At 65.6% G+C, this 13683-nt stretch carries 13 protein-coding genes; 2 read left to right on the top strand and 11 right to left on the bottom strand.

The features are described from left to right. Positions 1 to 12: 12 nt before the first annotated feature. The 4 genes from D8676_RS17085 to D8676_RS17070 form a co-directional block, all read right to left on the bottom strand. Positions 13 to 807 (bottom strand): xanthine dehydrogenase family protein subunit M, encoded by a 795-nt coding sequence (locus D8676_RS17085; protein WP_121582291.1) that lies wholly within the window; start codon positions 805 to 807, stop codon positions 13 to 15. 116 nt (positions 808 to 923) lie between these two features. After that, complete coding sequence (locus D8676_RS17080; protein WP_121582290.1) at positions 924 to 3266, bottom strand: xanthine dehydrogenase family protein molybdopterin-binding subunit; 2343 nt, start codon at positions 3264 to 3266, stop codon at positions 924 to 926. Between the two features lie 139 nt (positions 3267 to 3405). Beyond that, complete coding sequence (locus tag D8676_RS17075) at positions 3406 to 3903, bottom strand: (2Fe-2S)-binding protein (RefSeq protein WP_121582289.1); 498 nt, start codon at positions 3901 to 3903, stop codon at positions 3406 to 3408. A 149-nt stretch (positions 3904 to 4052) separates the two neighbouring features. Next, on the bottom strand, positions 4053 to 5555 hold the full coding sequence (locus tag D8676_RS17070) for an ATP-binding protein (RefSeq protein WP_121582288.1): 1503 nt from the start codon (positions 5553 to 5555) through the stop codon (positions 4053 to 4055). Between the two features lie 234 nt (positions 5556 to 5789). On the opposite strand from D8676_RS17070, the gene D8676_RS17065 reads away from it, so the two are divergent. After that, entirely contained in the window at positions 5790 to 6830 is a 1041-nt protein-coding gene (locus D8676_RS17065) for a zinc-dependent alcohol dehydrogenase family protein (protein ID WP_121582287.1), read from the top strand. A 61-nt stretch (positions 6831 to 6891) separates the two neighbouring features. Here the strand turns inward: D8676_RS17065 and D8676_RS17060 are convergent, their stop codons facing one another. Both D8676_RS17060 and D8676_RS17055 read right to left on the bottom strand, forming a co-directional pair. Continuing rightward, positions 6892 to 7377 carry a MaoC family dehydratase gene (locus D8676_RS17060; protein WP_121582286.1) on the bottom strand — a complete coding sequence of 162 codons (486 nt, stop codon included), beginning with the start codon at positions 7375 to 7377 and terminating at the stop codon, positions 6892 to 6894. Positions 7378 to 7470: 93 nt separating this feature from the next. Further along, positions 7471 to 8763 carry a DUF445 domain-containing protein gene (locus D8676_RS17055; protein ID WP_121582285.1) on the bottom strand — a complete coding sequence of 431 codons (1293 nt, stop codon included), beginning with the start codon at positions 8761 to 8763 and terminating at the stop codon, positions 7471 to 7473. A gap of 210 nt (positions 8764 to 8973) precedes the next feature. Between D8676_RS17055 and rirA the strand changes: the two genes are divergently transcribed. After that, positions 8974 to 9438, top strand: coding sequence for an iron-responsive transcriptional regulator RirA (rirA, locus tag D8676_RS17050; RefSeq protein ID WP_121582284.1), 465 nt, complete (start codon positions 8974 to 8976; stop codon positions 9436 to 9438). Here the strand turns inward: rirA and D8676_RS17045 are convergent, their stop codons facing one another. From D8676_RS17045 to hemP, 5 genes are read right to left on the bottom strand one after another with little or no spacing between them, the layout of a single operon-like run. Beyond that, positions 9439 to 10230, bottom strand: coding sequence for a heme ABC transporter ATP-binding protein (locus D8676_RS17045; protein WP_121582283.1), 792 nt, complete (start codon positions 10228 to 10230; stop codon positions 9439 to 9441). Between the two features lie 7 nt (positions 10231 to 10237). Beyond that, on the bottom strand, positions 10238 to 11344 hold the full coding sequence (locus tag D8676_RS17040) for an iron ABC transporter permease (RefSeq protein WP_121582282.1): 1107 nt from the start codon (positions 11342 to 11344) through the stop codon (positions 10238 to 10240). 3 nt (positions 11345 to 11347) lie between these two features. Next, positions 11348 to 12244: a hemin ABC transporter substrate-binding protein gene (locus D8676_RS17035; protein ID WP_121582281.1), complete on the bottom strand. Its 897-nt coding sequence runs from the start codon at positions 12242 to 12244 to the stop codon at positions 11348 to 11350. Between the two features lie 10 nt (positions 12245 to 12254). Continuing rightward, positions 12255 to 13310 carry a ChuX/HutX family heme-like substrate-binding protein gene (locus D8676_RS17030; protein ID WP_121582280.1) on the bottom strand — a complete coding sequence of 352 codons (1056 nt, stop codon included), beginning with the start codon at positions 13308 to 13310 and terminating at the stop codon, positions 12255 to 12257. 26 nt (positions 13311 to 13336) lie between these two features. Next, on the bottom strand, positions 13337 to 13546 hold the full coding sequence (hemP, locus tag D8676_RS17025) for a hemin uptake protein HemP (RefSeq protein WP_121582279.1): 210 nt from the start codon (positions 13544 to 13546) through the stop codon (positions 13337 to 13339). Positions 13547 to 13683 lie beyond the last annotated feature (137 nt).

Below are 13683 nucleotides of genomic sequence, written 5' to 3'. Positions count from 1 at the left end.
GGTGACGGTCCTTTACCCCGCCTTTGCCACCGCGCGCTTGGCCATCACCTTCACCAGGTTGGCGCGGTATTCGGACGAGGCGTGGATGTCGCTCATCAGCCCGTCGGCCGACACCGAAATCCCTTCCACCGCCGATGCTGCGAAATTCTTGGCCAGCGCGGCCTCCATGTCGCCCTGGCGGAAGACGCCGTTCTCGCCGGCTCCCGTCACCGCGACGCGCACGCCGGAGCCCGTCCTGGCGACGAACACGCCGGCGATCGCATAGCGCGAGGCAGGGTTGCGGAACTTTTCGTAGGCCGCCTTCTCCGGGGCTTCGAAGCGTATGGCGGTGATGATCTCGCCGTCCTCCAGCGCCGTCTCGAAGAGGCCGGTGAAGAAGTCGTCCGCCGCGATTTCCCGGCTGTTGGTCACGACCGTGGCGCCGAGCGCGAGAAGCGCGGACGGATAGTCCGCCGCCGGGTCGTTGTTGGCGACCGAACCGCCGATCGTGCCCCTGTGGCGCACATGGGGGTCGCCGATCATGCCGGCGAGTTCGGCGACCGCGGGCGCCGTCTTCTTCAGCTCGGCGCTCGACGCGACTTCGGCATGCGTCGTCGCCGCGCCGATCGTTACCGTCCGGCCAGACACCTTGATGCCCTTGAGCTCGCCGATGCGGGCGATGTCGACCACATCCGACGGCGCCGCCAGCCTGGTCTTCATCGCCGGAAGCAGCGTCATGCCGCCCGACAGCGCCTTGGCGTCGCCGCTCTTCAACAGCGTTGCCGCCTCGGCGACCGAGGAGGCGCGATGGTAGTTGACTGAGTACATCTCTCTCTCCCTCTGGGGTGAGGTTAGCAAGGGAGATAGGGGAACAGGTTAGTAGGGAAAATGCGTTTCGGCACTCGTCTTCCCTACTCCCCTACTCCCTTACTCCCCCACTCCCTTCAATGTTTGCGCAGCGCGTTCCAAACCTTCAACGGTGTCGCCGGCATGACCAGATCCTCATGCCCGAGCGCATCGGTGATGGCGTTGATGACGGCCGGTGGCGAGCCGATCGCGCCGGCCTCGCCGCAGCCCTTGATGCCGAGCGGGTTCGACGGACACGGCGTGTTGGAGGTCGACACCTGGAAGGACGGCAGGTCGCTGGCGCGCGGCATGGTGTAGTCCATGTAGCTCGCGGTCAGGAGTTGCCCGCCGGCGTCATAGACGGCGCCCTCGAGCAGCGCCTGGCCGACGCCCTGCGCGATGCCGCCATGCACCTGGCCCTCCACGATCATCGGGTTGATGATATTGCCGAAATCGTCGGCGGCGACGAACTGCACGATCTCGGTGACGCCCGTCTCGGGATCGATCTCGACCTCGCAGACATAGCAGCCGGCCGGGAAGGTGAAGTTGCTGGGATCGTAGAAGGCCGTCTCCTTCAGCCCGGGCTCCATGCCCGCCGGAAGGTTGTGCGCTGTATAGGCGGCGAGCGCCAACTGGAACCACGGCACCTTCTTGTCGGTGCCGGCGACCTTCAGCTCGCCGTTCTCGATGACGATGTCGCCCTCGTCGGCCTCCATCAGGTGCGCCGCGATCTTCTTGGCCTTGGCCTCCACCTTGTCGAGCGCCTTGGCGATCGCGCTCATGCCGACCGCGCCGGAGCGCGAGCCGTAGGTGCCCATGCCCATCTGCACCTTGTCGGTGTCGCCATGCACGATCGACACGCTGTCGAGCGGCACGCCGAAGCGCGAGTTGACGAGCTGTGCGAAGGTCGTCTCGTGGCCCTGGCCGTGGCTGTGCGATCCGGTCAGCACCTCGATCGTGCCGACCGCGTTGACGCGCACCTCGGCCGATTCCCACAGGCCGACGCCGGCGCCGAGCGAGCCCACCGCCGCCGATGGCGCGATGCCGCAGGCCTCGATGTAGCAGGACAGCCCGATGCCGCGCAGCTTGCCCTTGGCCTTGGCGGCCTCCTTGCGGGCCGGGAACCCGGCATAGTCGGAAGCCTTCAGCGCCGCGTCGAGCGAGGCGTCGTAGTCGCCCGCGTCATACATCAGGATCACCGGCGTCTGGTGCGGGAACTCGCGGATGAAGTTCTTGCGCCTGAGTTCCACCGGGCTCATCCCGAACTGTCTGGCGGCCACCTCCATCATGCGCTCGACCACGAAGGTCGTCTCCGGGCGCCCTGCCCCGCGATAGGCATCGACCGGGGCGGTGTTGGTGTAGATCGCCTTCACGTTCGCATGGATCGCCGGGATGTTGTACTGGCCCGACAGCAACGTAGCGCACAGGTAGGTCGGCGTCACCGAGGAGAACAGCGACATGTAGGCGCCGAGATTGACCTGCATGCCCACCTTGAAGCCGAGGATCTTGTGGTCCTTGTCGAACGCCATCTCGGCATGCGTGTGGTGGTCGCGGCCATGCGCGTCGCACAGGAAGCTCTCGGTGCGGTCGGCGGCCCATTTCACCGGCACGCCGGTCTTCTTGGAGGCCCACAGGCAGACGATCTCTTCCGGGTAGATGTAGATCTTCGAGCCGAAGCCGCCGCCGACGTCGGGTGCTATCACCCTCAGCTTGTTCTCCGGCGCGATGTTGTAGAAGGCGCTCATCACCAGCCGTGCGACATGCGGGTTCTGCGAGGTCGTCCAGCAGGTGTAGTGGTCCTCGGCCTTGTCGTAGACGCCGAGTGCCGCGCGCGGCTCCATCGCGTTGGGGATGAGCCGATTGTTGATCAGGTCGATCTTGACGACATGGGCGGCCTTCGTGAACGCGGCCGCCGTCTCGTCGCCGTTGCCGATCTCCCAGTCGAAGATCAGGTTGTTTTCGGCCTCGGGATGGATTTGCGGCTGGCCCGCGTCCATCGCCTTCGAGGCGTCGGTGACCGAAGGCAGCTCCTTGTATTCGATCTGGACCGCTTCCGCGGCGTCGCGCGCCTGGCCCTTGGTGTCGGCCACCACGACCACCACCGCGTCGCCGACATAGCGCACCTTGCCGACCGCGAGAGGCGACCACGCGCCCATCTTCATCGGCGTGCCGTCCTTGGAGTGGATCATCCAGCCGCAGATCAGGTTGCCGATGCCGTCGGCCTTCAGCTCCTTGCCGGTCAGCACGCCGATCACGCCCGGCATCGCCTGCGCCGCCGACACGTCGATCGACACGATCTCCGCGTGCGCATGCGGGCTTCTCACAAACACCGCGTGCTTCATTCCGGGCACCACCATGTCGTCGACATAGCGGCCGAGGCCGGTGATGAACCTCTTGTCTTCCTTTCGCGCGACGCGCGCGCCAATTCCCTCAATTCCCATCAGAATTCTCCTCCAGAACCATGATGTGAACAAAAACCGCGGGGTCTGCGGATGCGGCGCGTGCCAAGCCTTTGGAGGGGCTCGGCAATTTCAGGTCGCGCTGCGGCCGGTTGCGGATTCTTGTCCACGCCGGAAATCCTCAGGCCGCTTTCGCGCTGCCCGCTCCGCCCTTCGCCATCACTTCGGAAGCCGCCAGTATCGCCTTGACGATATTGTGGTATCCCGTGCAGCGGCAGATGTTGCCCTCGAGTTCGGCGCGCACCGTCTTCTCGTCGAGTCCACCCGGATGCCTGGCGATCATGTCGGTCGCCGCCATGATCATGCCGGGCGTGCAGAAGCCGCACTGAAGGCCGTGATTCTCCTTGAAGGCAATCTGCACCGGATGCAGGTCTGCGCCGTTCGCAAGCCCTTCGATCGTAACGATTTCCGAGCCCGAAGCCTGTGCCGCGAGTATCGTGCAGGACTTCACCGCCTTGCCGTCGACATGCACCACGCAGGCGCCGCACTGCGACGTGTCGCAGCCGACATGCGTTCCCGTAAGTCCCAGATTTTCCCGGAGAAACTGGACCAGAAGCGTCCGGTCCTCCACCGTCGCGCTGACGCTCTTCCCATTCACCACCAACGAAACGTCGGACATACTTCCTCCCTTGGTCTCTACCTAGGTACCCTGCCTTGCCGGCCGTGTATCAGCCTATATCCATAACGCACTGCAAGAAAAGCGTTATTCGCATTTCGCTATAATGCCGTCGCCGCCCGACGGCAGATAGTGAACTTTCGGTGATACGCCTACTCAGCGGCTTCGGCGATCGACGCGTCGTCCGCATCGGGATCGCCGGGCGCGGTTTCGCAGCCGAGATCCGGGAAGGCGACGACGCGTCGGCCGTGGAAATCGGTACGCACGACCGCCACGCCCTGCTCCTCGAAATAGGTGAGCAGCCGCCGTGCACGCCGTGCCGAATGGGTGCCGTAGGCGCGCGCAAGCGCCGTGTCCGGCGGGCATGGCTCTCCCGATACGGCCGCCTTGGCGACGATCAGGAACACCGACTGGAGGTCGTCCGGCAGGCCAGCCGACAGCGCGAGCGCCTGCTGCCACGGCTCTCCGGCCGCGAGTTCGCGGTCGATGCGGGCCTTGGCGACGGCGAGCCGGCGCCGGAACTCCGGCAGGCCGACCGGCTCTCCCTGCAGCCGCCGGATGCGGCAACGCACGAGGAAATCCTGGAACAGCACCGCATCGGTGCGGAACGCCGCGTCGGGATCGTCGACCATCTCGCTGACGATCGCGGCGAGCGTGTCCTCGCGCTCGGCCTCGTCGATGACGGCAAAGATGGGCTCCGGCGACGCCTCTGGTTCCGGTTTAGACCGCGCCAGCTGCGCCATGATGTCGGCGGTGGGGGCAGGCGGCGGCGGACGATGCCGCCGGACCGGCTGCCGCATCTCCTCCGGGCTCGGCGTCAGGATGAGGCTCTGCACGTCCTCCACCGCCTCGGGCAATGGCGTCAGCTTGGGGCTGACCGAGCGGGCGGAGGTCTCCACCGCGCCGATGGCGATCGGCAGCGGACGCCGCGACAAGGCGGGGCCGAGCGCGACGAAGTTGCCGCGGCTGAGGTCGCGGAACATCTCCGCCTGCCGCCTATCCATGCCGAGCAGGTCGGCCGCCCGCGCCATGTCGATGTCGAGGAAGGTCCGCCCCATCAGGAAGTTGGACGCCTCCGCCGCGACGTTCTTGGCGAGCTTGGCGAGGCGCTGCGTGGCGATCACACCGGCAAGTCCGCGCTTGCGTCCGCGACACATCAGGTTGGTCATCGCCCCGAGCGATGCCTTGCGCGCGTCGTCCGAAACCTCTCCGGCAACGGCCGGCGCGAACAGTTGCGCCTCGTCGACGACGACGAGCACCGGGTACCAGAATTCGCGGTCGGCATCGAACATGCCGTTGAGGAACGCCGCCGCGCCGCGCATCTGCTGCTCGACATCAAGCCCTTCGAGATTGAGCACGGCCGAAACGCGATGCTGCCTGATCCGCGCGGCGATGCCGGCGAGCTCCGCCTCGGTGCGCTGGGCGTCCACGACGACATGGCCGAATTTGTCGGCCAAAGTGACGAAGTCGCCCTCCGGATCGACGACGATCTGCTGCACCCACGGTGCGCTTTGCTCCAGCAGGCGGCGCAGAAGGTGCGACTTTCCCGAGCCCGAGTTGCCCTGGACGAGCAGACGCGTGGCGAGCAATTCCTCGAGATCGAGCATGGCCGCCGACCTTCCGGCGGCGGTTCCCATCTCGATATCAACCTTCATTCCGTCCCCCTTCGAGTTCGGCCCGTGCTACCGCAGGCGATCTAGCATCTCGCAAGCGGGGATGCGCGCCTGATCGGAGGAAACCCACAGGAGAGCGCCTGCAAGCCTGGACCAATGGCTTTGGCGAAAGCGTCAGCGCGGCTACCCTTGCGAAACCTGCCGGCTGCATTACTGCTGCCCGCAGGCCTCAACGCTGCTGCCCCTGCGGCAGCAAAAAGCGAGCGGAGTCAGACCATGAAAGCTGTTGTTTTCGACGCATTTGGCGAGACACCGTCCATCCGTACGGTGCCCGACCCGGCGCCCTCCCCGGAGGGCGTCGTCGTAAAGGTGGAGGCGACCGGCCTCTGCCGCAGCGACTGGCATGGCTGGATGGGACACGACCCCGACATCCGCCTGCCCCACGTCCCCGGCCACGAACTCGCCGGCATCATCGCCGCCGTCGGCAGCCGTGTTACCCGCTGGAAGGAAGGCGACCGCGTTACCGTGCCTTTCGTCGCCGGCTGCGGCCGCTGCTTCGAATGCACCTCCGGCAACCACCAGGTCTGCGAGAACCAGTTCCAGCCCGGCTTCACCGCCTGGGGCTCGTTCGCCGAATATGTCGCGCTCGACTTCGCCGACACCAATCTCGTCGCCCTGCCCGAGGGGATGGACTTCGCCACCGCCGCCAGCCTCGGCTGCCGCTTCGTCACCTCGTTCCGCGCCGTGGTCGACCAGGGCCGCGTGACCCCGGGCGAATGGGTGGCCGTGCACGGCTGCGGCGGCGTCGGCCTGTCAGCCATCATGATCGCCAGCGCCATGGGCGCCAATGTCGTCGCCATCGACCTCACTGACGAGAAGCTCGACTTCGCCAGGAAGATCGGCGCGGTCGCCACGGTCAACGCCTCGAAGACACCGAGCGTCGTCAAGGCCGTCAAGGAAATCACCAATGGCGGCGCGCATATGTCGGTCGATGCGCTCGGCCACCCCACGACCAGCTACAACTCGATCTCCAACCTTCGCCGACGCGGCCGCCACGTCCAGGTAGGGCTGATGCTCGGCGAGCACTCCAAGCCGCAGATACCGATGGCGAAGGTGATCGCCTACGAACTCGAAATTCGCGGCAGTCACGGCATGCAGGCCTTCCGATATCAGGCGATGATGGAGATGATCCGCACCGGCAAGCTGAAGCCGGAACTGCTGATCGGCAAACGTATCGGTCTCGATCAGGCGCCTGAAGCGCTAATGGCGATGGGCGGCTTCGAGGGTATCGGCATCGGCGTGATCGACAGGTTCTGACCGGAGCAATTCCAGGAACGGTGGAAACCGGTTTCCCTGGGAATTGCGGCAAACGAGAAGTTCAAACCTGCTGCCTTTTGCGCCGTTCGTAAAAGACGATCAGCACTTCGGCGGTCAGCGCCGGGCGCTCGTCGCCTTCCACCTCGACGACGTTGGCGCACCGGGCCAGATATTGGCCCGGCCCGCGGTCCTCCATGGAAACCAGCGTGCAGTGCATGCGCACGCGGGCCCCCGACCTGACCGGCGCGATGAAACGCACCGAATCCAGTCCGTGCACGAAGGCTGCCTGGGTGTTTTCGGGAGCCATGTCGATGTCGAGCATCATGGCGCTGACCAATGACAGCGTCAGATAGCCATGCGCGATAGGCTTGCGGAAAGGGCTTTCCTTTCTCGCGCGCTCGGGGTCCACGTGGATCCACTGGCGGTCGCCGGTACAGTCGGCGAACTGGTCGATCTTCTCCTGGTCGACCGTGATCCAATTGGAAACGCCGAGCTCCTGGCCGACCAGCGCCCGAAGCGCTTCGAAAGTGAGACCTGGTCTCGACATGCACCAACCTCGCGCAGGTGTCGCCAACGTCTGGCATTCGAACCTGCGTCGAGACCATGAACGGACATGGCTTGTCAACCGAGCAAAGGTTGGTCAGCCGGCAAGGAAGAGACGTTCGACGATGTGGAGGGCAATGCCCGCAAGCCCGCCGATCAGCATGCCGTTGAACCGTATGTATTGGAGGTCCCTGCCTATATTGATCTCGATCAGCCGGGTGAGTTGGCCGAGGTCCCAGCGCTTGACCTGGTCGGCGATGAAGGACGAGACGCCGCTCTTCTGGCTCTCGACGAAGGACGACAGCGCGACGACGAAGCCTTCGTTCATGTCGGCGCGTATGCGGGGGTCGGTAGCGAGGTGCCGGCCGACATCAACGAACATCGACGCCAGATGCTCGCGGATCATCGAATTGTCGGCTGTCGCATCCTGTTCGATGAGGGCGCGCATGCTTTGCCAGAGATCCTGCACCAGTTCACCAAGCTCCGGCCGCGCCAGCAGATCGCGCTTCATCTTCTCGGCGCGCCTGGCGTAGTCGCGCGAGTTGCGCAGCCGGTCTATGAAACCGTGCACGAAGCGGTCGAACTCCTGCCGCATCGGATGGTCGGGATCCGCCCTCACCTCGTCGAGCAGCGAACTTGCGGAAGCGACGATCTTCTTCAGCAGATAGGCATCGGCGCGGAACAGGTTGAAGAGCGACGGCAGTTCTTCGCGTATCCGCTCGCGCATCGTGGCAAGCGCCTGCTCGTCGCTCAGGAACCGGCCGACCACCTTGGTGAACTCGTCGAACAGTTTCTGGTGCCTGCGCTCGTCCGTGAAGCTCGACAGGAGATCGGCCGCCAGCGGCGCGACCTTGACCTTGTCGATCTCGGCCAGGATGCGTTGCCTGACGAAGTCGCGCAGGCCTGACTGCTCGACGGCGGTCAATGTCTGCGGGACGAGTCGTATGACGAAGCGCGACAGGCCGGCCGCCCGCTCCGGACCGGAGAGCCAGTCGGCCACGAGTGCTGCGAAATCGACCTCCTGCAGCTTCTCGCGCACCGGTCCGGGCGCCAGGAAATTCACCTCGATGAAGCGGCCGAGATTGTCGGCGATGCGGCTCTGGTTGGACGGGATGATGGCCGTGTGAGGGATCGGCAAGCCGAGCGGCCGCCTGAACAACGCCACCACCGCGTACCAGTCGGCTATGCCGCCGATGGTCGCGGCCTCGGCGAACGCCGCGACGAAGGAGAGCCAGGGCCACTCGGTCTCGAAGGACTTCGCCAATGCAAACACCGCCACGCAGAGGCACAGGGCGCCGGTCGCGACGGCCTTCGTGCGCCGGAGCGCCGCAAGTTTCTCCGCATCCGCCACGCCGGAAGGCGTGGCGGCGTATCCGGCCGTTGAAGACATGACGTCCGCTCCGCTCGATATTCTCCCTGCAAGATATGGACCGCGAACCCGGTTTGCGAAACAGGCTGCCGGATTGATCGGCGGCGAACGCAGATGGCTGCCGGACAAAAGTTGATCGCTAAAATCAACTTTTCTGGCTTCCTGTCTGGAATTGTTCTAAAGAATGGGTCATATTCCGATCTGACCCATGTTTCCCAGGGAACTTGCCAAATGAGGCTGACGCGACAGACCAACTACGCGATGCGCATACTCATGTATTGCGCGGCCAATGACGGCCGGCTGAGCCGGATACCGGAAATCGCCAGCGCATATACCGTGTCCGAACTTTTCCTGTTCAAGATTCTCCAGCCGCTGGTCGAAGCCCGACTCGTGGAGACGGTGCGCGGCCGCAACGGCGGCGTCAGGCTCGGCCGGCCCGCCGACCAGATCACGCTGTTCGACGTGGTGCGCGTGACGGAGGAGAATTTCGCCATGGCGGAATGCTTCGAGAACGACGCCACCGAATGTCCGCTCGTCGATTCCTGCGCGCTGAACTCGGCGCTGCGCGAGGCGCTGAATGCCTTCTTCGATGTACTGATGCGCCATTCGATCGCCGACCTCGTGGCGGAAAGGCCGAACATGCGCGGCCTGCTCGGCATCGAACTCCCGGCGCAGCCGCAGGCCTTGGCCGGATAGCTATAGGCCGGCCGACTGCGGCAGCACGAAAGGCGTGCCGGCCGCCGGCAGCACGCCGACCTTCAGCCTGCACTCGAATACCCTGGAGATCAGCTCGTCGGAGAGCACTTCCTGCGGCGAGCCTGCCGCCGCCAGCCGGCCGCGATGCATGACGAAGATGCGGTCGGCGAACATGGCGGTCAGGTTGAGGTCATGCAGGATGGCGATCACCCCTCCCCCGCGCGCGGCGAAATCGCGCGCCAGGTTCATGATGATGAGCTGGTGCTTGATGTCGAGGCTGGAGACCGGCTCGTCCAGGAACAGATAGCGCGGCGTGCCCTGCAGCACCGGCGCCCAGACCTGGCAGAGCACGCGGGCAAGCTGCACCCGCTGCTGTTCGCCGCCGGAAAGCTCCTGGTAGAACCGGCCGGCGAAACCTTCGAGATCGACGCGGGCCAGCGCCCGTTCCGGAAGCCCTTCCTCCTCGCCCGCCAGGACGCCGGTGCGCCCGCCGCTCAGGCCGAGCTTCACGATCTCGCGGACCGTGAACGGAAAGGACAGCGCGGTGGCCTGCGGCAGCACGGCACGGACCGATGCGGCCTCCCAGGCCTTCATCGCGGCAAGGTCGCGGCCGTTCATCGTCACCCGGCCGGCATAGGCAAGCTCGCCCGAGAGCGCCTTGAGGAACGTCGTCTTGCCGGAGCCGTTGGGGCCGACGATCGCCGCCAACTCGCCGGGCTTCACCTCGAAATCCACGTCCGAGATGATCTTCTTGGTGCCGATGGAGACGGATACGTCGCGCGCTTCGATCATGGCCGGCTCACAGGTCGAGGATCCCGCGGCGGCGCAGGAGTATCCAGAGGAAGAAGGGCGCGCCGACGGTTGCCGTGACGATACCGATCGGCAGTTCTGCGGGCGCCACGATCGTCCGGCTGACGGCATCCGCCAAGAGCAGCATACTGGCGCCGAGCAGCGCCGAGGCCGGCAGCAAATAGCGGTTATCAGGACCGATCAGCAGGCGAAGCAGGTGTGGCACGACGATGCCGACGAAGCCGATGCCGCCGCTGACCGCAACGGATGCGCCGACGGCGGCGGCCACCGCGACGATCGCGACATATTTCAGCCGCTGGACCGGTATGCCGAGATGGTTGGCGGTCGCCTCGCCGAGTGCCAGCGCATTCAGCCCGCGCGCCAGGAACGGCATCGCGGCAAGCGCCACGATGATGATCGGCGCGACGGCGCCGATCTTCTGCCAGGTGGCACCGGCGAGCGAACCCAGCGACCAGAAGGTCAGGTCGCGCAACTGCCTATCGTCCGCCATGAAGATCAGAACGCCGGTGAAGGCCATCGCCATCGCCGCCAGCGCTATGCCAGCAAGCAGCATGGTCGCCACCGAAGTACGGCCCTGCCGCGTGGAGATCCGGTAGAGCACGAGCGTCGTCGCGAGGCCTCCAGCGAAGGCGGCGAGCGGCAGGGTGAAGGTGCCGAGAACCATGGTCAGCGGCGCCAGCACCGTCGCCCCGAGCACGATGACGGAGACCGCGCCCAGGCTCGCCCCGGCCGATACGCCGACGAGGCCGGGATCGGCGAGCGGGTTGCGGAACAGCCCCTGCATCACTGCGCCCGACACGGCGAGGGCCGCGCCGATGAGGACGCCCATGACGACGCGCGGCAGGCGTATATCGTAGACGATGACGCGGTCGCGCAGCGAGAGCGCATCGGTGGCCGAGAACGACGGGAACAGCCAGTCGCGCACCACGGCGAAGGCCGAAGCGTCGGATGCGCCGGAGGCGAGGCTGAACAGCACCGTCGCGGCGAGAAAGGCGGCGAGGACGAGGATCGCAAATTTCGCGCGGACCGAGCGGTCGCCTTCCGGCGCCAGGCTTCGCCTCATGCCGAACAGGCCGGCTGCGGAATCGAGGGCCATCCTTCAGCCCTTGATCTGGTCGCCATAAAGCAGGACTGCGAGCTCGCGGATGGCGCTGGCGGTGCGCGGGCCGAAGCCGAGCAGATAGCCGCCATTCATCCGGATCAGCTTCTTGCCCTGGCCGGCCGGCGTCGGGGCGATGGCGGGATGCGAAAACAGCTCCGCCTCGCTGACGCCCTGGCCGTCGCCGCGGTCCATCATCAGGACGATGTCGGGCCTGGCGAGGATAGCGGCCTCGTCCGAAAGCTGCTTGTAGCCGGAATAGCCTTCCACCGCGTTCACGGCGCCGGCGAGCTCGATGATGCCGTTCGCGGCCGTGTCGGAACCCGCCGCCAGGATCTTGCCGCCCTGCATGGAGAGGATGAAGAGCACGCGACGCTTCTCCGGGATGCCCGCCGTCATCTTCTCGGCGGCTGCCAGATCGGCATCCACGCTGGCGGCAAGCTCCGCCGCCTTCTCGTCGGCGCCGAAAGCCTTGCCGACGACGCGTATCTTCTCGAGGATGCCCGCATGGTCGAAGGTTTCGGGCACCGTGATGAAGGGGATGCTCGCCTTCTTCAGGACGTCGATCGTCTCCTTGGGGCCGCTGCCCTCGGCCGCCAGGATGCCGGTCGGGTTGACCGACAGCACGCCCTCGGGCGAGAGCTGGCGCATATAGCCGACATCGGGAAGCTTCAGCGCCGCCTCTGGATAGAGGCTGGTCGAATCGCGCGCCACCAGCCTGTCCTCTTCGCCGAGCGCATAGACGATCTCGGTGACCGCGCCGCCGATGGAAGCGATGCGCGACGGGTCGGCGAAGACCGCTTGGCCTTCCTCGGCCGCCGCCGCTCCCGTCAGGCCGAACGCCGCGACCAGAAGCCCGGCGCGAAGACCGCGCGACAAAACGTTGAAGCGACTCATGGATTGCTCCTCAGGCGGCCGTCTGCACCGGGACCCGCGGCAGATTTTCCGCCAGCAGGCGCCAGTCGTCGCGCTCTGTCTCGCCTTCATGACGCTCGCCGAAGAACTGGATGATGAGTTCGTGGTTGGCGTCATAGGCCTCGAGCGAGGTCACGTTGCCGTCCTTGGTGGGTTTGCGCACCGCCCACAGCTCGCGCACATGGTCCGCGCGCAGATGCAGATGGAAGGTCTCGTCGAGGACGTTGATCCACGGGCCCATGGTCTTCACGTTGGCGATGGGGCCGGTATGGATCTGGATGCATCCCCGGTTGCCGGCGAAGCACATGATCGGCAGGCCGTCCGTCGCCGCATGGTTGAACATCGCCGGCAGGCTTTCGTCGGCCAGCTTCCACGCGTAGTCGTTGCCGACCATGCGCACCGCCTGGTGACGCGACAGCTTCAGTGTCTTCAGCATGCCGAAGAACTGGTGCACGTCGGTCATGCGGCTCCAGCGGTCGCGCAGGTCCTCCGCGCTTCCCGCTTCGCCCGCCTCCGGTTCGCTGATGGTGATTCCCTTCAGCGCGACGCTCGGCGACTGGTCCGGCGAGGCGAGTTCCGCGACGAGCTTCTGGTACGCATAAAGGTTGGAAGAAGGGCGCAGATGCACCTTGTGCACCGCGTCTCCGGCGTCGTCGAAGAACTGCAGCGAGCGGCGTATCTCGTCGCCGTCACGCTTCTCGACCGCGAAGCCGTGCGCCCAGGCCTTCGGGAAAACGCGCAGATCGATCTGCTTGCCGAGCACGACGGAGGCGTGCGCACCGGGCTGGACGTTTTCGTAGACGCCGATCTTCTCGTGGACCGCGCTTTCGTTGCGCGTCAGCGCCATCACCTCGCCGACGGCCTCGAGGCCGAGGAGCAGATCGTTGGCGCGCGGCTCGATGCGCTGCACGCCCTCCCCGCAATGGGCCGCGACCAGATCGGCCTCCGACACGCCAAGCTGCGCCGCAAGGTCGCGCTCCCGCATCTTGGGGTTTTCGGCTCGCGCCAACCGGATCTGGTGGGGCGCTGGCTTGACGTGCTGGTCCATGTGAATTGCCTGTCTGCTTGGGTTACTTATTTGTTGAGGATGAGCTTGCCCTGGCGGGTGATCTTCAGCCGGTAGAGCGCCCCGCCGTGATTGATGCCGATCTCGTAGAGGCCGTTGAAAAGCGCCTCGCTGGAAACGGTGCGCGAAGGCACCCTCAGCGGGGTGTATTCCACCTGCTCGTCGCCGGCTTGGCGACGTGGCCGGAACCTGAAGTCGTTCTGATTGTGGGTGTTCATCGTCCGCTCCTTTCCGCTGTCGGCTGGGCCGCTCTCCCGGCCGGGCTGAAAATGCGATTTGTTTTCTTGACTCGAATAATCAGGTTTACTAGTCAGTGCAATACCGGACCAAATGAGTCAACATTAAAGCGTTCGGG

It is taken from the genome of Mesorhizobium sp. YM1C-6-2 (assembly GCF_003666685.1).
Taxonomy (GTDB): domain Bacteria; phylum Pseudomonadota; class Alphaproteobacteria; order Rhizobiales; family Rhizobiaceae; genus Mesorhizobium_K.
Note: the sequence above shows the minus strand (reverse complement) of the source record. Positions and strands in the feature narration are given on the sequence as shown.